Raw genomic sequence first — 18010 nt, 5'->3', positions numbered from 1 at the left:
CCGATGGCGCTGTGCTTATCGGGCCTACAACATAACCCTGGTAAGGGTTAAATAATGCCAAGCGGCCAGTGATGCCCGATAAAATAGAGGATCCCTGCGGAAAGTATCCCCGCCACAATATCGTCGATCATAATCCCCGTACCGCCATGCACGTTACGATCGAACCAGCGGATCGGCCAGGGCTTCCACATATCCAGAATGCGGAAAATCACAAATCCGGCGGCGACCCACTGCCAGTCGAGTGTCGGCAGAGCCATCAGGGTTATCCACATCCCGACAAACTCATCCCAGACGATACTACCGTGATCGTGTACACCCATATCTTTCGCCGTTTGATGGCACAGATAGACACCGATACAAATAGCCAGCATGACGACCAGTGAATACAGCTGCCACGGCAGAAACGTCATCAAATACCAAAATGGGATCGCCGCCAGCGATCCCATGGTACCGGGTATAATTGGACTTAATCCGCTGCCGAATCCGGTGGCCAACAGGTGCCACGGATTACGCATACTCAAACGGCTTTTTGCGACATCTTTTTTAAGGCGCAGCAAAATGGTCATATCCTTTCCAGTCAAACGTGACAGGCTTACCGTCACGCGTAAAGTGCATCCCTTCCACGTCCGCACTCATCTGCCCAATGCAGGTAAATGATACGCCAAGATGGCCCAGCGCGACGTCCAGTGCACCACGGTTTATTTCCGGTACGGTAAAGCATAACTCATAATCTTCACCACCTGAGAGCGCCCAGCGCAGCGCCTGCTCCGGCTCAACGTGCTGAGATAATGCCGTGGAATACGGTAACGCATCGACATTAACGCGCACGCCGCAACCGCTGGCATTAACGATATGTCCGAGATCGGAAATCAGACCGTCGGAAAGATCGATAGCCGCACTGGCCAGGTCGCGCAGGGCCTGCCCCTGTAAAATTCTCGGCGTGGGGCGCAGGTGACGTTTAAGCAGGTACTCCGCGTCCTTGGCATCTGTTACCTGCAATCGGTTTTGCAGAATAGCCAAACCGGCAGCGCTGTCGCCCGGCGTACCGGTAACGTAAATCCAGTCACCTGGCTTCGCACCCGAGCGTTTTAAGGCTCGCCCGACCGGGACGTAGCCATGGATACCCAACGTCATCGACAGTGGCCCACGCGTGGTATCACCGCCAATCAGCTGCATATCATAGTAATTAAGGAGTTCAAACAGGCTGTCACTGAAGGCTTCGAGCCAGGATTCATCAACGTCAGGTAACGTGAGCGCCAGCGTCAGCCATGCCGGGTCAGCTCCCATCGCCGCCAGATCGCTTAAATTAACCGCCAGCGCTTTCCAGGCCAGGTCCGTTGGATCAATATCGGGAAGGAAGTGATTGCCTGCCACCAGCGTGTCGGTGCTGATCGCCAGCGTTTGTTTTTCAGGGATGTTCAGGAGTGCACAATCGTCACCAATGCCGGTTTCGACGTCAAGACGAGAGCTTCTAACACGGTCAAAATAACGGGCAATCAGGGAGAATTCGCCACATGCCATACGTTATGCCTCAGCAGGAAAAAAGAAAAGGCCGGCGACAGCGGAAATAGATTCCACCATCCTGCCGGCCTGGCGATCACTTTTTGTTGGGGCGAATCGCAGGTGCTGCTTTATCCAGTACGCCGTTGACGAACTTGTGGCTATCTTCGGCACCGAAGGTTTTCGCCAGTTCAATCGCTTCGTTGATGGCCACTTTATACGGCACATCACTACGTTTAGACAGTTCAAACAGTGCAATACGCAGTACGGCTTTCTCTACCTGACCCAGCTCTTCCAGCAGACGAGACAGGTAAGGCTTCATCAGGCCATCCAGGTACGCGCTGTTAGTCGCCACCCCGGACAGCAGTTCACGAAAATACAGGACGTCGACATCTTTCACGTCCTGTTCCGCCAGGAACTGGTATTCAACATCAGAGATGTCGTTCTGGGACAACTGCCAGGAGTAGAGCGCCTGGACGGCACACTCACGGGCGCGGCGACGAGCAGCAGGTTTCACGGATTTCCCCTTACAAAAATCAGGCCTTAATGGCTTTCAATACATTAATCATTTCAAGCGCGGTCAGTGCAGCTTCTGCGCCTTTATTACCGGCTTTCGTGCCAGCACGTTCGATGGCTTGTTCAATACTTTCGGTGGTCAGAACACCGAAGGCTACCGGAATACCGCTGTCCTGAGCGACGTGCGCCAGGCCATTGCTTGCACCGCCAGCCACATATTCGAAGTGTGCGGTACCGCCACGGATAACTGTACCCAGCGCAATCACCGCGTCATATTTACCGGTTTTCGCCAGTGCATCAGCTGCCAGCGGCAGCTCATACGCGCCTGGAACCCAAACGACGGTAATGTTTTCATCTTTAACCTGGCCAATACGCTTCAGGGCGTCGATAGCACCTTCCAGCAGGCTGTCATTGATAAAGTTGTTGAAACGCGCAATGGTGATGGCGACGCGAGCGTCCGGAGTAGCAACGTTAGCTTCAATAATGTTCATATTCTTCCTTCGGATTCACTAGACCCCGCAGGGGGGCGGATTTTATCATAATAATCTGTGCGCTGCTTCCCTTTCGAACCGGGAGATCATGCGCTCACTAAATGCAGGCAAACGTCCGGACCTACATGGCGTATCTCGTTGAATTTGAAATGGGGGGCATCGGCCAGTTTCTCAAGGCCTGGCAGCACACATAATCCTCGCGCGTCACTGCCTAACAGTTTAGGCGCAACATAGACGATTAGCTCATCCACCACCCCGGCCTGCAATAATGCGCCTGCAAGCGTTGGGCCAGCCTCAACCCAAATGCTGTTAATTTGCTGCTTGCCCAGTTGCATCATCAACACCACCAGATCCAGATTGCCGTTATGCTCCGGCACATTCAGCGTGCGAACACTCTCCGGCCAGATACGCGAATCGTCGCTGCTGCGCGCAATCCAGGTTTCTCCCGGCTGCTGCACAATACGATGTTCAGGTGTGACCTGGTTTTGACGATCGAGAACAATGCGGATTGGCTGACGCAGGTTTTCCTGCGGATACAGCGCCTGGGTCGATTCATCAAGCTCCGACCAACGGACGGTAAGCTGGGGGTCGTCAGCCAGCACCGTGGCGCTGCTGGTTAAAATAGCATGGCTTTGCGCACGCAGGCGCTGCACGTCGCGACGTGCCTGTGGTGAGGTTATCCACTGGCTTTCGCCGCTGGCCATCGCCGTACGGCCGTCAAGCGATGCGCCGAGCTTAAGCTGAACATACGGAAATCCGGTGCGCATCCGCTTGAGAAAACCTTTATTCAGCTGTTCGACGTCGTTCATCATCATGCCGTGGCTGACATCAATACCGGCCTGCTGCAAGCGGTAAAGTCCACGCCCCGCCACCTGCGGGTTAGGATCTTGCATCGCAGCAACAACACGCGTCACGCCCGCAGCAATCAGCGCATCGCAGCACGGCGGCGTACGCCCGTGATGACTGCACGGTTCGAGCGTGACGTAGGCGGTTGCCCCCTGCGCTTTAACACCGGCCATACGCAGCGCATGGACCTCGGCATGGGGTTCGCCCGCGCGGTGATGGTATCCTTCACCGACGATTTCCCCGTCTTTAACAATGACACAGCCCACGTTGGGATTAGGGTGGGTCGTGAAACGTCCACGCGCGGCCAGCTTCAGCGCTCGCGCCATGTACAACTCATCCTGCATGGCTTAATCCTGTAGGCGAGCAATCTCTTCGCCAAATTCTTTGATATCTTCAAAGCTCCGGTAAACCGAAGCAAAACGGATGTAGGCCACTTTATCGAGCTTTTTCAGTTGCTCCATCACCAGATTACCGATCATTTTACTCGGCACCTCGCGCTCGCCCGTCCCACGCAGCTGTGATTTTATATGGTTTAACGCCATTTCGACGTCATCTGCGCTGACCGGCCGTTTCTCAAGCGCTCTCAGCATGCCGCTGCGCAGCTTCTCTTCATTAAAAGGCTCGCGCACGTCGTTGCTTTTTACAACGCGTGGCATAACCAGTTCTGCCACTTCAAAAGTGGTAAAACGTTCGTTACAGACCAGACACTGCCGACGGCGGCGTACTGAAGAGCCCTCGCCGACAAGACGAGAGTCAATTACCTTTGTGTCTACGGCGAAACAGAATGGGCAATGCATACGGCGTCCTGTACCTCAGTGGTTCATAGAGATCTATTTTACCCTGAACTGGCGCGACAACAAAGGCAGAGCGCTTTTGAGACAAAGGATCGATGCCTTCGTGCTCTGAGCACACTACCATTATGCTATCGCGACAATGTAGGAAGTAATCATAATGACAAGACGTTACCTAAGAATTCTCCTGGTGGGAAGCCTCTTTAGTCTTAATGCCTGCGCACAGCAAGCCGAAGTACGACAGATGCATCAAAGCGTAAGTACCTTGAGCAAAGAGATGATCCAGCTCAATCAGGAAACGGTAAAAATAACGCAACAAAATATGTTGAATGCGAAATCCACCCGCGGCGTCTATTTATTACCGGGTTCGAAAACCCCCGCCCGCCTGAACAGCCAGATTGGTACGCTCCGCATGTCACTGGTCAATATTGCACCGAATGCGGACGGTACGCGCCTGACGCTGCGCATTCAGGGAGAATCCAACACACCGTTACCGGCATTTAGCGCCACCGTAGAGTACGGGCAAATCCAGGGCACCACGGACAACTATCAGGAAGTGAACGTTAAGAATGAATTGATCAACGCTCCGGCAAGCCTTCTTGCCCCCAGTGACGTAGACATTCCGCTACAGCTCAATGGCCTGTCGCTTGACCAACTTGGCTTTGTACGCATCCATGACATCCAGCCTGTGACCCAATAAACTTTTTTGCGGAGCGTTTTGTGCGTTCCGCAACACCCATCCCCGTCATTTTGTTACTCCGCTGACATCACCGATATTTTTAGTAAAACTTGGCAACATTCATGGGAGTCAGTACAATTCGCCGCCTAAAGTACGCAAACGTGAACGCAATCGATTACGTAAATGATAGAACTGTGAAACAAGACATATTTTTGTGAACAATGATTTTTATAATAGGCTCCGAAGAATTACGAAATATTTAGAAACGCAAATTGCGCCTTTTTCACTCCCGAAAGGGATTTCAAACAGTGGCATACATATGAAAAAAACATTACTTGCAGCCGGTGCAGTGCTGGCGCTCTCCTCGTCTTTCACTGCTAATGCAGCAGAAAACAACAAACCGGAATACCTGTCCGACTGGTGGCACCAGAGCGTTAATGTTGTCGGCAGCTACCACACCCGTTTCGGACCGCAGATCCGTAACGATACCTACCTGGAATATGAAGCTTTCGCTAAAAAAGACTGGTTTGACTTCTATGGTTACATGGATGCGCCGGTATTCTTCGGTGGTAACACCGATGCGAAGGGTATCTGGAACCACGGCTCCCCGCTGTTTATGGAAATCGAACCACGTTTCTCCATCGACAAATTGACCGGTGCCGATCTGAGCTTTGGTCCGTTCAAAGAGTGGTATTTCGCGAACAACTATATCTACGATATGGGTCGTAACAAAGATGGTCGCCAGAGCACCTGGTATATGGGTCTGGGTACTGATATCGACACCGGCCTGCCGATGAGCCTGTCCATGAACGTGTACGCCAAGTACCAGTGGCAGAACTACGGTGCCGCGAACGAAAACGAATGGGATGGCTACCGTTTCAAAGTGAAATACTTTGTCCCGATTACCGAACTGTGGGGCGGTAACCTGAGCTATATCGGCTTCACCAACTTTGACTGGGGCTCCGATCTCGGTGACAAAGACTTCACCGATGTAAATGGCAAGAAAGCACGTACCAACGATTCGATCGCCTCCAGCCACATTCTGGCGCTGAACTACGATCATTGGCACTATTCTGTTGTTGCCCGTTACTGGCACAACGGCGGCCAGTGGAAAGATAACGCGGACGTGGTCTTTATGAACGAAAACGTTCGTTCTACCGGTTGGGGTGGTTACTTTGTTGTAGGTTACAACTTCTAAATTGAGGTTGGTTGTCGCCGGATGGCGCTATGCTTATCCGGCCCAGGTATACAAAAGCCAGCTTAATTGCTGGTTTTTTTGTCTAAAGAAAACCCATAGACAATTTGTAGGCTTTCTTCAGGCAAAAAAATCCCGACCTTGCGATCGGGATTCCAGTGTAACGCCCTGCGTCGGTTAAGGCAGAATAGACGGCTGATCCGCCCCTTCTTTCTCAACTTTCTGCTGCAGCATGTGCTCACGCTTCATACCCAGCTTCAGCGCCAGTGCCGATGCCACGTAGATAGACGACGCGGTACCGATGGACACACCGATAAGCATAGTCAGCGAGAAGCCTTCCAGTACCGGACCACCAAAGAGGTACAGCATCAGAATAACCACTAACGTTGTACCGGAGGTAATCAACGTACGGTGCAGCGTTTGGGTCAACGACACGTTAAAGATTTCATAAGGCGTCCCGCGACGGATTTTGCGGAAGTTCTCACGAATACGGTCAGAAACCACGATGCTGTCGTTTAGCGAGTAACCGATAACCGACATCAACGATGCGACGATAGTCAGGTCAATCTCGATATGGAACAACGACAGGATCCCAAGCGTGATGATCACGTCGTGCGCCAGCGAGATAACCACGCCCGCCGCCAGTCGCCACTCAAAGCGGAAACCGACGTACACGAGGATGGAGATCAGCGCCACGATCAGCGCCATCGCACCGTTTTGTGCCAGATCGGCACCGACGCTAGGCCCGACGAATTCGATACGCTTCACCGCTGCATGCTGGTTGGTGGCTTCGTTAATGACGCTCAGCACCTTGCTACCCAGCACTTGCCCACCGTTTTCACCTTCGGTTGGCGGCATACGTACCATAATGTCGTGGCTGCTACCGAAGTTCTGCAGCAGCGGCTCGACGAAGCCCGCTTTCTCCAGCGCATCGCGCATCACGTCCATTTCCGCCGGTTTTTCCAGCGTGATTTCAATTACCGTACCACCGGTGAAATCGAGCCCCCAGTTAAAGCCACGTACGCCCATCACCACGATGGCCGCAATCAGCAGGAAACCAGAGATGCCGAAAGCCCAGTAGTCCCAGCGCATAAAGTCGATGACTTTACGGCCGTGGTTCAATTGTTCAACAGTATATTCCTGTGCCACTTCGCACTCCTCAGATTGACAGCTTTTTGACGCGCTTGCCGCCATACAACAGGTTTACGATGGCACGTGTCCCGACGATCGCGGTAAACATCGACGTCGCCACACCAATACCGGTAGTAATCGCGAACCCTTTAATTGCCCCGGTACCGACTGCATACAGGATCAGAACTTTAATCAGCGTCGTGATGTTCGCATCGAAGATGGAACTGAATGCGCCCGCATAACCTTCGTTGATCGCCTGCTGAATCGAACGTCCGTTACTCAACTCTTCTTTGATACGTTCGTTGATCAGTACGTTCGCATCGACCGCTACGGCAAGGGTTAAGACGATCCCCGCGATACCCGGCATACTTAGCGTAGCGCCCGGCAGCAGCGACATGATACCGACAATCAGTACCAGGTTCGCAATCAGCGCGCTGGTCGCAATCAGACCAAACTTCTTGTAGAAGAAGATCATAAACAGAATAGAAACAGCCAGACCAGCCAGACACGCTTCCAGACCCTGCTTGATGTTCTGCATACCCAGAGTCGGGCCGATGGTGCGTTCTTCAACAATCTGAATCGGCGCAATCAACGCACCGGCACGTAGCAGCAGTGAAAGCTGACGCGCTTCATTCGGGTTGTTGATACCGGTGATACGGAAGCTGTTGCCCAAGCGAGACTGGATGTTGGCGATGTTAATCACCTCTTCCTGTTTCACCAGCACTGAACGGCCATTCGCATCTTTTTTACCGCTGTCTTTATACTCCACGAACAGGGTCGCCATCGGCTTACCGATGTTATCCTTGGTGAAGTTAGACATGATGTTACCACCCGCGCTATCCAGCGAGATGTTAACCTGCGGCTGATTGTATTCGTCCTGGCTGGAAGTGGAGTCGGTGATATGGTCACCGGTCAGGATCACGCGTTTATACAGCACAACCGGCTGTCCTTCACGAGACTGTTTCACTTCCGAGTCACCCGGTACGCGCCCGGATGCCGCCGCAGACTGGTCCACGTTGGTGTTTACCAGACGGAACTCCAGCGTCGCCGTTGCGCCCAGAATCTCTTTCGCACGCGCGGTGTCCTGAATACCCGGCAGTTCGACCACGATGCGGTCGGCGCCCTGGCGTTGAACAACCGGCTCAGCGACACCCAGTTGGTTAACACGATTACGCAGAATATTGATGTTCTGCTGTACCGCGTACTCACGGGCTTCACTCAGACGTGCATCGGTCATCACTGCACGCAGCGCATTGCTGCCCTGGCTGGAAATAACCAGATCCTGATGACGCTTGCTCAGATAAGAGATCGCGTCGTCACGCGCCTTGCCATCACGGAAGGTGATGCTCAGACCGTAGTTATCTTCTTTACGAACGGTAGTATAAGGAATGCCTTTTTCACGCAGATCGCTGCGCAGGCTATCGATATTTTGTTCCTGCAGTTTACCCAGCGCGGTGTCCATATCCACTTCCATCAGGAAGTGAACGCCACCACGCAGATCAAGACCGAGTTTCATCGGTTCCGCGTGAATAGCAGCCAGCCAGCGAGGGGTTGCCGGAGCAAGGTTAAGCGCCACGACGTATTGATCACCCAGCACGCCCAGCAGCACTTCACGTGCGCGCAATTGGGTATCGGTGGAGTCGAAGCGCGCAAGAATAGCGCCCTCTTCCAGAGCCACAGACTTAGGTGTGATTTTTTCTTCTTGTAACGTTTTCTGGACCTGGATCAGCGTTTGCTCACTGGCGGCGGCACCGCGCACGCCAGTGATTTGAACAGCCGGATCCTCACCATACAGGTTGGGAAGTGCGTAAAGCAGGCCGACGATAATCACGACGACCAGCATGATGTACTTCCACAAAGGATAACGGTTTAACACGGCAGTTCCCTTTGGGAAAACGGAATATTACAGCGCCTTCATGGTGCCTTTCGGCAGAACGGCAGCTACGAAGTCACGTTTGATAACCACTTCAGTGGTGTCGTTCAGTGCGATAGAGATGTAGCCAGTTTCCGCTACTTTGGTCACACGACCGACCAGGCCACCGTTCGTCAGGACTTCATCACCTTTGGCAATGGAGCTCATCAGATTTTTATGCTCTTTGGTACGCTTTTGCTGTGGACGCAGGATCATGAAGTAGAAAATCAGACCAAACACCACCAGCATCAGAATCAGAGACATCGGGCTGCCCTGCGCCGGAGCACCTGTTGCCGCTACCGCATCAGAAATAAAAAAGCTCATTCAAATTCCCTCATTATTAAAATTAATCAACGTTCACAGGTGGAACAGGTCGACCCTGACGTTGGTAAAAATCGGTTACGAAGCTCTCTAATTTACCCTCTTCAATAGCCTTGCGTAAACCCGCCATCAAGCGCTGGTAGTAGCGAAGGTTATGAATGGTATTGAGTCGCGCGCCCAATATTTCGTTGCAACGGTCAAGATGATGCAAGTAAGCGCGTGAATAATTGCGACAGGTGTAACAATCGCACTCAGCGTCGAGTGGACTGGTGTCGCTTTTATGTTTCGCGTTACGGATTTTTACCACGCCGTCAGTCACAAACAAATGGCCATTACGGGCATTTCGCGTTGGCATCACACAGTCAAACATATCGATACCACGACGCACGCCTTCAACCAGATCTTCTGGTTTGCCGACGCCCATCAGGTAACGAGGTTTATCTGCCGGAATTTGTGGGCAAACATGTTCCAGAATACGGTGCATGTCTTCTTTCGGTTCACCCACAGCCAAACCGCCGACAGCGTAGCCATCAAAGCCTATATCTACCAGACCTTTAACAGAGATATCACGTAAATCTTCGTAAACGCTGCCCTGAATGATGCCAAAAAGCGCATTTTTGTTGCCGAGGCTATCAAAACGGTCACGGCTACGCTGTGCCCAACGCAATGACATCTCCATCGAGCGTTTAGCATAGTCCCAGTCAGCCGGGTACGGTGTACATTCGTCGAAAATCATCACGATATCGGAACCGAGATCGTATTGAATCTCCATCGATTTCTCAGGATCGAGGAAAATCGGATCGCCGTTGATCGGGTTGCGGAAATGTACACCCTGCTCGGTAATCTTACGGATATCGCCCAGGCTGAATACCTGGAAACCGCCGGAATCGGTGAGGATCGGTCCTTTCCACTGCATGAAGTCATGCAAATCGCCATGCAGCTTCATGATTTCCTGCCCAGGGCGCAGCCACAGGTGGAACGTGTTGCCGAGAATAATTTGTGCGCCGGTCGCTTCAACTTCTTCCGGCGTCATACCTTTCACCGTACCGTAGGTACCGACAGGCATAAAAGCAGGCGTTTCCACTACGCCACGATCAAAAACAAGGCGTCCGCGGCGAGCGCGACCGTCTGTGGTATCCAGTTCAAATTTCATCTTAACTCCTGCGTCAGAAAAACAGTCCGACGTAAAATACTCATGCCGGGAACTTACTCCCCGACACGCTCAGAAATAGCCTGCGGATTGTACGTGATAAACATCGCATCACCGTAACTAAAAAAGCGATATTCCGCTTTAACCGCTTCATGATAGGCGTTCATGGTGTTTTTATAACCTGCAAACGCCGAAACCAACATAATCAATGTCGATTCAGGGAGATGGAAGTTGGTTACCAGCGCATCGATGACGTTGTACTGATAGCCCGGGTAGATAAAGATTTGCGTATCCCCGAAGAACGGTTCAATCAGATCATTTTTCGCCGCCTGAGCCGCGCTTTCCAGCGAACGAACTGAGGTCGTCCCTACCGCGATCACGCGATTACCGCGCGCTTTCGCTGCCAGTACCGCGTCGACCACGTCCTGCGGAACTTCCGCATATTCGGAATGCATGATGTGATCTTCAATGGTGTCTACGCGCACCGGCTGGAACGTCCCCGCCCCAACGTGCAGCGTCACAAACGCCATCTCAATGCCCTTTTCACGCAGTTTTGCCAGTAACGGATCGTCAAAGTGCAGACCCGCTGTCGGTGCCGCCACGGCGCCAGGTTTTTCGCTGTATACGGTCTGGTACAGTTCACGGTCGGCGTCTTCATCCGGGCGGTCGATATACGGCGGCAGCGGCATATGGCCGATGGCGTTGAGGATATCCAGTACGCTGCGTTCGTCGTCAAACGCCACTTCAAACAGCGCATCATGGCGCGCAACCATCGTCGCTTTAATGCTTTCATCATCGCCCAGCAACAGCTCAGCACCCGGCTTCGGCGCTTTGGATGCGCGAATATGAGCCAGAATACGTTTGTCATCGAGCATGCGCTCAACCAGCACTTCAATCTTGCCGCCGCTGGCTTTACGCCCAAACAGGCGGGCCGGGATCACGCGGGTATTGTTAAAGACCAGAAGATCTCCGGGGTTGAGCTTGTCGAGCAAATCGGTGAAAGTACCGTGCGTCAGCGCGCCCGTTGGCCCATCCAGTGACAGCAAGCGGCAGCTACTGCGCTCTGCTTGCGGATAGTGGGCAATCAGGGATTCAGGAAGTTCAAAGGTGAAATCGGTAACGCGCATGACACTGACTCAGACTAAAATAAGAGGCGGGTAGTCTAGTGCCGGGGCGCTTTCCCTGCAACCTTTACCCCGCTTTTGGACAGATAATCGATAATGAATTTTCTTGCACATTTACATCTGGCGCATTTAGCCGACAGTTCACTCTCCGGCAACCTGCTGGCGGATTTTGTTCGCGGAAACCCGGCATCCAGTTTTGCGCCTGAGGTGGTGGACGGCATTTTCATGCATCGTCGAATCGACGTCATGACCGACAACCTGCCGGAAGTCCGTGAAGCTAAAGAGTGGTTTCGCAGCGAAACGCGCCGCGTCGCGCCGATTACGCTCGACGTGATGTGGGATCACTTTTTATCGCGCCACTGGGCAGAAATCTCGCCCGACTTCCCATTAGCAGCCTTTGTCCGCTACGCCCATACTCAGGTTGCCACAATCTTGCCTGAATCGCCGCCGCGCTTTGTCAATCTGAACAATTACATGTGGTCAGAGAAATGGCTGGAGCGCTATCAGGATATGGATTTTATCCAGGATGTGCTCAATGGCATGGCCAGCCGCCGCCCGCGTCTCGATGCCCTGCGCGACTCGTGGTATGACCTGGACAGACATTACGACGCGCTGGAAGAACGCTTCTGGCGTTTTTATCCGCAGATGATGGAACAGGCCCGCCGTAAAGCACTTTGATCGCCCGACAGCACTGGGCCGAATAAGGTGACGCCACCATCCGGCAAAACATTGATAGCCAAAACCTGTCTCATTGATTGTCAGCGCCTCTTTGTCTTATTCCCGAACACTCTCTATACTGGCCCGCGTTGCGTTCCAAAAAACCCTTAACTTTGCAGGAGAATTATATGGTACTGGTAACTCGTCAGGCTCCGGATTTCACAGCAGCTGCGGTACTGGGTAGCGGTGAGATTGTTGATAACTTCAACTTCAAACAGCATACCAACGGTAAAACCACCGTTCTGTTCTTCTGGCCGATGGACTTCACCTTCGTTTGCCCGTCTGAACTGATCGCGTTCGACAAACGTTACGAAGAATTCCAGAAGCGCGGCGTTGAAGTGGTTGGCGTTTCTTTTGACTCTGAATTTGTCCATAACGCATGGCGTAACACCCCTGTCGACAAAGGCGGCATCGGTGCAGTGAAATACGCAATGGTTGCTGACATCAAGCGCGAAATCCAGAAAGCTTACGGCATCGAGCACCCGGAAGCGGGCGTTGCTCTGCGCGGTTCTTTCCTGATCGACGCGAACGGCGTTGTTCGCCACCAGGTGGTTAACGATCTGCCGCTGGGTCGTAACATCGACGAAATGCTGCGTATGGTTGACGCGCTGCAGTTCCACGAAGAGCACGGTGACGTTTGCCCTGCACAGTGGGAAAAAGGTAAAGAAGGTATGAACGCGTCTCCGGACGGCGTGGCAAAATACCTGACCGAAAACGTCTCCAGCCTGTAATTGGCATGAATTGAACAAGGCCCGCAAATGCGGGCCTTTTTTTATCTCAATGACCCGACCACACCGACGCTGAGATTGCAGGCAACGTCAGTACATCACCCATGACCTGGCCTTTGCCCTCTTCATGTCGCCACTGCGCGACATTGAGCAACGGCGACGACGGCAGGACCACTTCACAGGCGTGTCCCCGGTTAATCGCCACCAGTACGCGCTGCTGGTTAAGTACCCGGACAAAAACCACCACGTTATCTTCGGCGTAAATCACCTGGCAGCCGCCGTGGCGTAGCGCCTTGCTACGATGACGTAATTTCGCCAACCGCTGGTACAGCGCCAACAGTTCGCCGTCCTGTTGATCCTTCTGCCACGGGAACGGTTTACGACAGAACGGATCGTTATTTCCATCCAGCCCCACTTCATCACCGTAGTAAATACACGGCACGCCAGGCCACGTAAACAGCCACACCACCGCCAGAGGCAGGCGCGCAACATCTTTGCCCAGTAAAGATTTAAAACGAGCGGTATCGTGGCTGTCGAGCTGGTTGAACATACGCAACTGCTGCTGATGCGATAATCCCGCACGATAGTTATCCATCCACGCCATGCACGTTTGAGCATCAATAGACTGCGGATCGTAAGAGATGTCGGTGTTGGCGAGAAATCCCCAGAGCGGGAAGGTAAAACCACGGTAGTTCATGGCGGCATCTTCGGCATCGGCCTGCAGCCACTGGCGCGCATCGCCAAAGTGTTCACCGACCACATAGGCTTCTGGCTGCGTTTCTTTCGCCGCCTGGGTGATCCCGGCCACATGCTGCAGGTTATTGCGCGCTCCACCGGCTTCTCCCAACATGTGCACAACATCAAGCCGCCAGCCGTCCATGCTCCACGGCGCTTTTAACCAGTGACGGACAATGCTGTCCTCGCCGCGATAAATTTCGTTCACCAGGCTTTCCGAGGCAAAATCCAGCTTCGGCAGGCTGGCGTAACCCAGCCAGTCCAATGCGACGCCGTCGTCAGAGAAATGGTACCAGTCGCGCCAGGGCGAGTCCGGGTTATGGCACGCCCCGTCTGTTCCCTGATGATGCCTGTCGAACCAGGCGTGCGAATCGCCACTGTGATTGAATACGCCGTCCAACACCAGGCGCATTCCCTGTTGCTGCGTGTTATGCCGCAGGCGTAATAGCGCCCTGTCGCCACCAAACCGGGGGTCAACATGGCGATAATCTTCGGTATCGTATTTATGCACGCTTGGTGCGGTAAACACCGGGTTCAGATACAGTGCGGTTACCCCTAAGCTTTTCAGGTACGGCAGCTTCTCGCTGATCCCGTCCAAATCACCACCATAGAACGTCGAGCCTCCGGCCTGTGCGTTCAGCGGTTCATCCCAGTCGCGCAGCACAATATCGTGCCCGGCCGCGTGGTGGTAATAGACGTTATCCTGTTCTGTATCGCGCGACTGACTGCGGGCAAAGCGGTCCGGGAAAATCTGATAGAAAACCTGGTCGGCCACCCATTGCGGACCATTGTCTGGCACATCCACAGCAAACTGTTCCAGCCGCGCGGGCGGAAATCGGCTGAACCCTTGCGGGGTAAACCACAGCTGGCGATCGAGCCACAGCAGCTTAAAGCTATAGCGTCGACGTGGCTGGCCGCAGGAGAGATCGATTGCCGCGCGCCACGCGGTCACGCCAGGCTGCGGCTGGCTGCGTTGCTTATGCATGCCGAGCGAGATCTCTTCGTTATCATTTTCTGCGCGTAACGTGACCCGCTGGGGTGGATTGTCCCCTGACAGCCAGAGCGTAATCGTCAGTTTATCGTTGTTTTGCTTAACAAATGGGGCAACCGGAAGGTGCCAGGCGTTCAACATCACGTATCCCCTTTGATGAAAATGAAGTCACCTTGCCATAGGAAAGTTAAGGATCACTCATCATCTTAACGTTTATTGGGGGAGGAGTTCGGGGGAGGAGAAAATGCCGGGAGGCGCAAGCCTTACCCGGCAAAAAAATTACTGTGCTTCAGCCGGTTGACGCTCACGGCGGCGTTTGAACACCCACCCCACCAGCAGCAGGGCAATCCACGCAAAACCAACGTACAGTGAAATACGGGTATCCGGATGGTAGCCAATAAGCCCGATAATAAAGACCAGGAAAATCAGGCCAATCACCGTCGTAACCACACCGCCCGGTACTTTAAACGTCAGTGCTTTGACCTCTTCCGGCGGCAGACGACGGCGGAAGGCAATCTGCGACAGCAGGATCATGATCCATACCCACACCGTGGCAAACGTCGCCAACGAGGCGATCACCAGGAAGATGTTCTCCGGCATGATGTAGTTGAGATACACCGCAAACAGCAGGGCAATGGTCATCACCATCACCGTCACCCACGGCACGCCGCGACGCGAGGTTTTGGCGAACATTTTCGGTGCACTTCCCTGCTCCGCCATACCGTGCAGCATACGGCCCACGCCAAAGACATCAGAGTTGATCGCCGACAGCGAGGCGGTCAGCACCACAAAGTTAAGGATACCTGCCGCAAAGGTAATGCCCATATGCTGGAACGTCAGAACAAAAGGACTCCCGTCGGTGCCCACCTGATTCCATGGGTAAATAGACATAATGACGAACAGCGTGCCCACGTAAAACACGAGGATTCGCATCGGCACGGAGTTAATTGCACGCGGGATCGACTCCTGCGGGTTCTTCGCTTCACCGGCAGTAATGCCGATGATTTCAATGCCACCATAGGCAAACATCACCATTTGCAGCGACATAATCATGCCCAACCAGCCGTTACTGAAGAACCCACCGTTGCTCCACAGGTTATGGATGCCGGTTGGTTGCCCACCGTTGCCAATCCCCCAAATGATGATGCCAAAACCGGCGACAATCATAATGATGATGGTGGCGACCTTAAAGAATGAGAACCAGAACTCCAGTTCGCCAAACACCTTCACACTCATCAGGTTGATGGCGCAGATAATCAGCACTACGCTCAGAACCCAAATCCAGTGCGGCACCGCCGGGAACCAGACGCCCATATAAATACCGAAGGCGGTCACGTCGGCAATAGCGACAATCAGGATTTCAAAACAGTAGGTCCAGCCGGTAATGTAGCCTGCCAACGGTCCGAGGTTTTCCTGCGCATAGCGCGAAAACGAGCTGGCTGCCGGGTTATGAACGGACATTTCGCCCAGCGCGCGCATGATAATGTACGCCGCCGCGCCGCCGATAATATAGGCCAACAACACGCTCGGCCCTGCCATTTTGATGGCATCGGCTGAGCCATAGAACAGCCCGGTACCAATTGCCGAACCTAATGCCATAAAGCGGATGTGCCGGGTGCTCAGCCCACGCTTTAGCTTGTTATTACTTTCCATCGATTCCTAACCTGTTAACACAATAAAAAAACCACGGGGCCATATTAATAGCCCCGTGGTTAAAACTTATTGTCAGTGATATTAGTGTGCGCTGGAGGTCACTTGTCGACCTGCTGCGCGGTCCCAAATTACGGCCAGGACCACCATCACGACTGTTGGCATCAACCACGCCAGACCTTGCTCTGCCAGCGGTAAACGCTGGGTCCAGACCGGTAACACGTCGCCAATTGCAGAAGCTTTAATGCCATCAAGGATACCAAAAATCAGGCTGATAAACATCGCAGGTGCAATGACGCGGGAAGAATTATGCCACCATGAGCGGGTAAAGCTTAATACAACCAGTGCGATACAGGGCGGATAAATAGCCGTCAGGACCGGAATCGAGATCTGAATCAGGTGGCTCAAGCCGAGGTTTGACACCACCATCGAGAAGCCGCCAAGGATAAACACCAGCGTACGGTAAGACAGTGGAATGTACTGCGCAAAGAACTCAGCACACGCACAAGTCAGGCCAACCGCCGTCACCAGGCAAGCGATGAAAATCAACGCGGCCAGCAGCAGGCTACCTGCACCGCCGAAGGTGTGCTGAACATACGCATGCAGAATTGCCGCGCCGTTAGCAGACTGATCGACCAGAATCGCGCTGTCTGAACCCAGACGGAACAAGGCGAGGTACAGCAGCGTTAAGCCGACACCAGCCATCAAACCTGCCCAGACGGTATAACGTGTCAGTAGACGTGCTTCAGTAACGCCACGCGAACGCGCGGCGTTCACGATAACAATACCAAAGACCATCGCCCCCAGCGTATCCATCGTCAGATAGCCGTTCACGAAGCCGTTGGAAAACGCCGCAGTTTGATAGGCTTCCATGGCATTGCTGATCGGACCGGCAGGCCAGATAATCGCAGCAACAGACAGCACAACCAGCGCCAGAATTTTCAGCGGCGCGAGGAAATTCCCCACGGTATCCAGCAGTTTGCCCGGATAGAGCGACACCAGGATGACAATCGCGAAATAGACCACGCTGTAGATAAACAGCGGCAGCGCGGAGTCACCGGTCAGCGGGGCAATCCCCACTTCAAAGGAGACCGTTGCGGTACGCGGCGTTGCAAATAACGGCCCAACGGCCAGATAACAGACGGTAGCCAGTACTAAACCGGCCACTTTGCCGATCGGAGTGCTGAGGCTGTCTACACCACCGCCGACTTTCGCCAGCGCCACAACGGTGAGCACCGGCAGGCCAACAGCGGTAATCAGAAAGCCAAAAGCCGCAGTCCAGACGTGTTCGCCGGCCTGCAAACCAACCATTGGGGGGAAAATAATGTTACCTGCACCTACAAACAGTGCAAATGTCATAAATCCCAGTGCGATGATATCGCGCGATTTTAACTGATGGGTCATAAAGTCTTACAGCCTGTGGATGTGAATGTGGTGTTGTAAAGGTTAAATTTTTGCCCTTCCCTTTTGGGACGATACAGCGGCATTTTTAATCAATTCCAGCGGGAAATTCTCCCAGCTGGGCGCGGCGAA

At 53.4% G+C, this 18010-nt stretch carries 18 protein-coding genes; 4 read left to right on the top strand and 14 right to left on the bottom strand.

Going from position 1 to position 18010, the window contains the following annotated elements; translation table 11 throughout:
• Nucleotides 1-47: 47 nt before the first annotated feature.
• The 6 genes from pgpA to nrdR all read right to left on the bottom strand — a co-directional run bounded on the left by pgpA (nt 48) and on the right by nrdR (nt 4150).
• Nucleotides 48-566 carry a phosphatidylglycerophosphatase A gene (gene pgpA / locus M2374_RS17180; protein ID WP_096758084.1) on the bottom strand — a complete coding sequence of 173 codons (519 nt, stop codon included), beginning with the start codon at nt 564-566 and terminating at the stop codon, nt 48-50.
• Nucleotides 544-1521 carry a thiamine-phosphate kinase gene (gene thiL, locus M2374_RS17175; protein WP_135912468.1) on the bottom strand — a complete coding sequence of 326 codons (978 nt, stop codon included), beginning with the start codon at nt 1519-1521 and terminating at the stop codon, nt 544-546. Before thiL ends, pgpA begins: the two co-directional genes overlap by 23 nt.
• A 76-nt stretch (nt 1522-1597) precedes the next feature.
• A complete protein-coding gene (nusB, locus tag M2374_RS17170; RefSeq protein WP_096758086.1) occupies nt 1598-2017 on the bottom strand; it encodes a transcription antitermination factor NusB in 420 nt (139 codons plus the stop codon).
• Between the two features lie 19 nt (nt 2018-2036).
• Entirely contained in the window at nt 2037-2507 is a 471-nt protein-coding gene (ribE, locus tag M2374_RS17165) for a 6,7-dimethyl-8-ribityllumazine synthase (protein ID WP_003021575.1), read from the bottom strand.
• 86 nt (nt 2508-2593) lie between these two features.
• Entirely contained in the window at nt 2594-3697 is a 1104-nt protein-coding gene (ribD, locus tag M2374_RS17160; RefSeq protein ID WP_096758087.1) for a bifunctional diaminohydroxyphosphoribosylaminopyrimidine deaminase/5-amino-6-(5-phosphoribosylamino)uracil reductase RibD, read from the bottom strand.
• 3 nt (nt 3698-3700) lie between these two features.
• Entirely contained in the window at nt 3701-4150 is a 450-nt protein-coding gene (gene nrdR, locus M2374_RS17155; RefSeq protein ID WP_096758088.1) for a transcriptional regulator NrdR, read from the bottom strand.
• A 154-nt stretch (nt 4151-4304) separates the two neighbouring features.
• Here nrdR and M2374_RS17150 point away from each other — a divergent pair, with 154 nt between their 5' ends.
• Both M2374_RS17150 and M2374_RS17145 read left to right on the top strand, forming a co-directional pair.
• Nucleotides 4305-4844 carry a DUF3251 domain-containing protein gene (locus M2374_RS17150; protein ID WP_181688422.1) on the top strand — a complete coding sequence of 180 codons (540 nt, stop codon included), beginning with the start codon at nt 4305-4307 and terminating at the stop codon, nt 4842-4844.
• A gap of 298 nt (nt 4845-5142) precedes the next feature.
• Nucleotides 5143-6021, top strand: a complete 879-nt coding sequence (locus tag M2374_RS17145; RefSeq protein ID WP_115259246.1) for a nucleoside-specific channel-forming protein Tsx — start codon at nt 5143-5145, stop codon at nt 6019-6021.
• Nucleotides 6022-6195: 174 nt separating this feature from the next.
• Here the strand turns inward: M2374_RS17145 and secF are convergent, their stop codons facing one another.
• From secF to queA, 5 genes are read right to left on the bottom strand one after another with little or no spacing between them, the layout of a single operon-like run.
• Complete coding sequence (gene secF, locus M2374_RS17140; RefSeq protein ID WP_096758091.1) at nt 6196-7167, bottom strand: protein translocase subunit SecF; 972 nt, start codon at nt 7165-7167, stop codon at nt 6196-6198.
• A 10-nt stretch (nt 7168-7177) separates the two neighbouring features.
• Nucleotides 7178-9025 carry a protein translocase subunit SecD gene (gene secD, locus M2374_RS17135; protein ID WP_096758092.1) on the bottom strand — a complete coding sequence of 616 codons (1848 nt, stop codon included), beginning with the start codon at nt 9023-9025 and terminating at the stop codon, nt 7178-7180.
• A gap of 27 nt (nt 9026-9052) precedes the next feature.
• Nucleotides 9053-9385 (bottom strand): preprotein translocase subunit YajC, encoded by a 333-nt coding sequence (yajC, locus tag M2374_RS17130; protein WP_052283894.1) that lies wholly within the window; start codon nt 9383-9385, stop codon nt 9053-9055.
• A 22-nt stretch (nt 9386-9407) separates the two neighbouring features.
• Nucleotides 9408-10535 carry a tRNA guanosine(34) transglycosylase Tgt gene (gene tgt, locus M2374_RS17125; RefSeq protein ID WP_096758093.1) on the bottom strand — a complete coding sequence of 376 codons (1128 nt, stop codon included), beginning with the start codon at nt 10533-10535 and terminating at the stop codon, nt 9408-9410.
• 53 nt (nt 10536-10588) lie between these two features.
• The gene (gene queA, locus M2374_RS17120) at nt 10589-11659 is read right to left on the bottom strand and encodes a tRNA preQ1(34) S-adenosylmethionine ribosyltransferase-isomerase QueA (RefSeq protein ID WP_096758094.1); all 1071 of its coding nucleotides are present in this window, start codon (nt 11657-11659) and stop codon (nt 10589-10591) included.
• A 93-nt stretch (nt 11660-11752) separates the two neighbouring features.
• Between queA and acpH the strand changes: the two genes are divergently transcribed.
• Together acpH and M2374_RS17110 are read left to right on the top strand one after the other, a co-directional pair.
• The gene (acpH, locus tag M2374_RS17115) at nt 11753-12334 is read left to right on the top strand and encodes an ACP phosphodiesterase (protein ID WP_096758095.1); all 582 of its coding nucleotides are present in this window, start codon (nt 11753-11755) and stop codon (nt 12332-12334) included.
• A gap of 167 nt (nt 12335-12501) precedes the next feature.
• A complete protein-coding gene (locus tag M2374_RS17110; RefSeq protein WP_048212444.1) occupies nt 12502-13104 on the top strand; it encodes a peroxiredoxin in 603 nt (200 codons plus the stop codon).
• Nucleotides 13105-13150: 46 nt separating this feature from the next.
• On the opposite strand, the gene malZ is transcribed toward M2374_RS17110, so the two are convergent.
• The 3 genes from malZ to brnQ all read right to left on the bottom strand — a co-directional run bounded on the left by malZ (nt 13151) and on the right by brnQ (nt 17881).
• Nucleotides 13151-14968 (bottom strand): maltodextrin glucosidase, encoded by a 1818-nt coding sequence (gene malZ / locus M2374_RS17105; protein WP_181688423.1) that lies wholly within the window; start codon nt 14966-14968, stop codon nt 13151-13153.
• A gap of 138 nt (nt 14969-15106) precedes the next feature.
• Nucleotides 15107-16480 carry a proline-specific permease ProY gene (gene proY / locus M2374_RS17100; protein WP_115259248.1) on the bottom strand — a complete coding sequence of 458 codons (1374 nt, stop codon included), beginning with the start codon at nt 16478-16480 and terminating at the stop codon, nt 15107-15109.
• Nucleotides 16481-16561: 81 nt separating this feature from the next.
• Nucleotides 16562-17881 carry a branched-chain amino acid transporter carrier protein BrnQ gene (brnQ, locus tag M2374_RS17095; RefSeq protein WP_181688424.1) on the bottom strand — a complete coding sequence of 440 codons (1320 nt, stop codon included), beginning with the start codon at nt 17879-17881 and terminating at the stop codon, nt 16562-16564.
• Nucleotides 17882-18010: the final 129 nt, after the last annotated feature.

The organism is Citrobacter sp. JUb117 (assembly GCF_024809055.1).
Classification (GTDB): Bacteria; Pseudomonadota; Gammaproteobacteria; order Enterobacterales; family Enterobacteriaceae; genus Citrobacter; species Citrobacter gillenii.
Note: the sequence above shows the minus strand (reverse complement) of the source record. Positions and strands in the feature narration are given on the sequence as shown.

Bases quoted from the DNA above. Each gene is read 5' to 3' on its own strand.
- proY (WP_115259248.1), bottom strand. From the start codon at position 16,480: ATGGAAAGTAATAACAAGCTAAAGCGTGGGCTGAGCACCCGGCACATC.
- ribE (WP_003021575.1), bottom strand. From the start codon at position 2,507: ATGAACATTATTGAAGCTAACGTTGCTACTCCGGACGCTCGCGTCGCC.
- pgpA (WP_096758084.1), bottom strand. From the start codon at position 566: ATGACCATTTTGCTGCGCCTTAAAAAAGATGTCGCAAAAAGCCGTTTG.
- malZ (WP_181688423.1), bottom strand. From the start codon at position 14,968: ATGTTGAACGCCTGGCACCTTCCGGTTGCCCCATTTGTTAAGCAAAAC.
- nrdR (WP_096758088.1), bottom strand. From the start codon at position 4,150: ATGCATTGCCCATTCTGTTTCGCCGTAGACACAAAGGTAATTGACTCT.
- M2374_RS17150 (WP_181688422.1), top strand. From the start codon at position 4,305: ATGACAAGACGTTACCTAAGAATTCTCCTGGTGGGAAGCCTCTTTAGT.
- acpH (WP_096758095.1), top strand. From the start codon at position 11,753: ATGAATTTTCTTGCACATTTACATCTGGCGCATTTAGCCGACAGTTCA.
- ribD (WP_096758087.1), bottom strand. From the start codon at position 3,697: ATGCAGGATGAGTTGTACATGGCGCGAGCGCTGAAGCTGGCCGCGCGT.
- queA (WP_096758094.1), bottom strand. From the start codon at position 11,659: ATGCGCGTTACCGATTTCACCTTTGAACTTCCTGAATCCCTGATTGCC.
- M2374_RS17110 (WP_048212444.1), top strand. From the start codon at position 12,502: ATGGTACTGGTAACTCGTCAGGCTCCGGATTTCACAGCAGCTGCGGTA.
- M2374_RS17145 (WP_115259246.1), top strand. From the start codon at position 5,143: ATGAAAAAAACATTACTTGCAGCCGGTGCAGTGCTGGCGCTCTCCTCG.
- brnQ (WP_181688424.1), bottom strand. From the start codon at position 17,881: ATGACCCATCAGTTAAAATCGCGCGATATCATCGCACTGGGATTTATG.
- thiL (WP_135912468.1), bottom strand. From the start codon at position 1,521: ATGGCATGTGGCGAATTCTCCCTGATTGCCCGTTATTTTGACCGTGTT.
- yajC (WP_052283894.1), bottom strand. From the start codon at position 9,385: ATGAGCTTTTTTATTTCTGATGCGGTAGCGGCAACAGGTGCTCCGGCG.
- tgt (WP_096758093.1), bottom strand. From the start codon at position 10,535: ATGAAATTTGAACTGGATACCACAGACGGTCGCGCTCGCCGCGGACGC.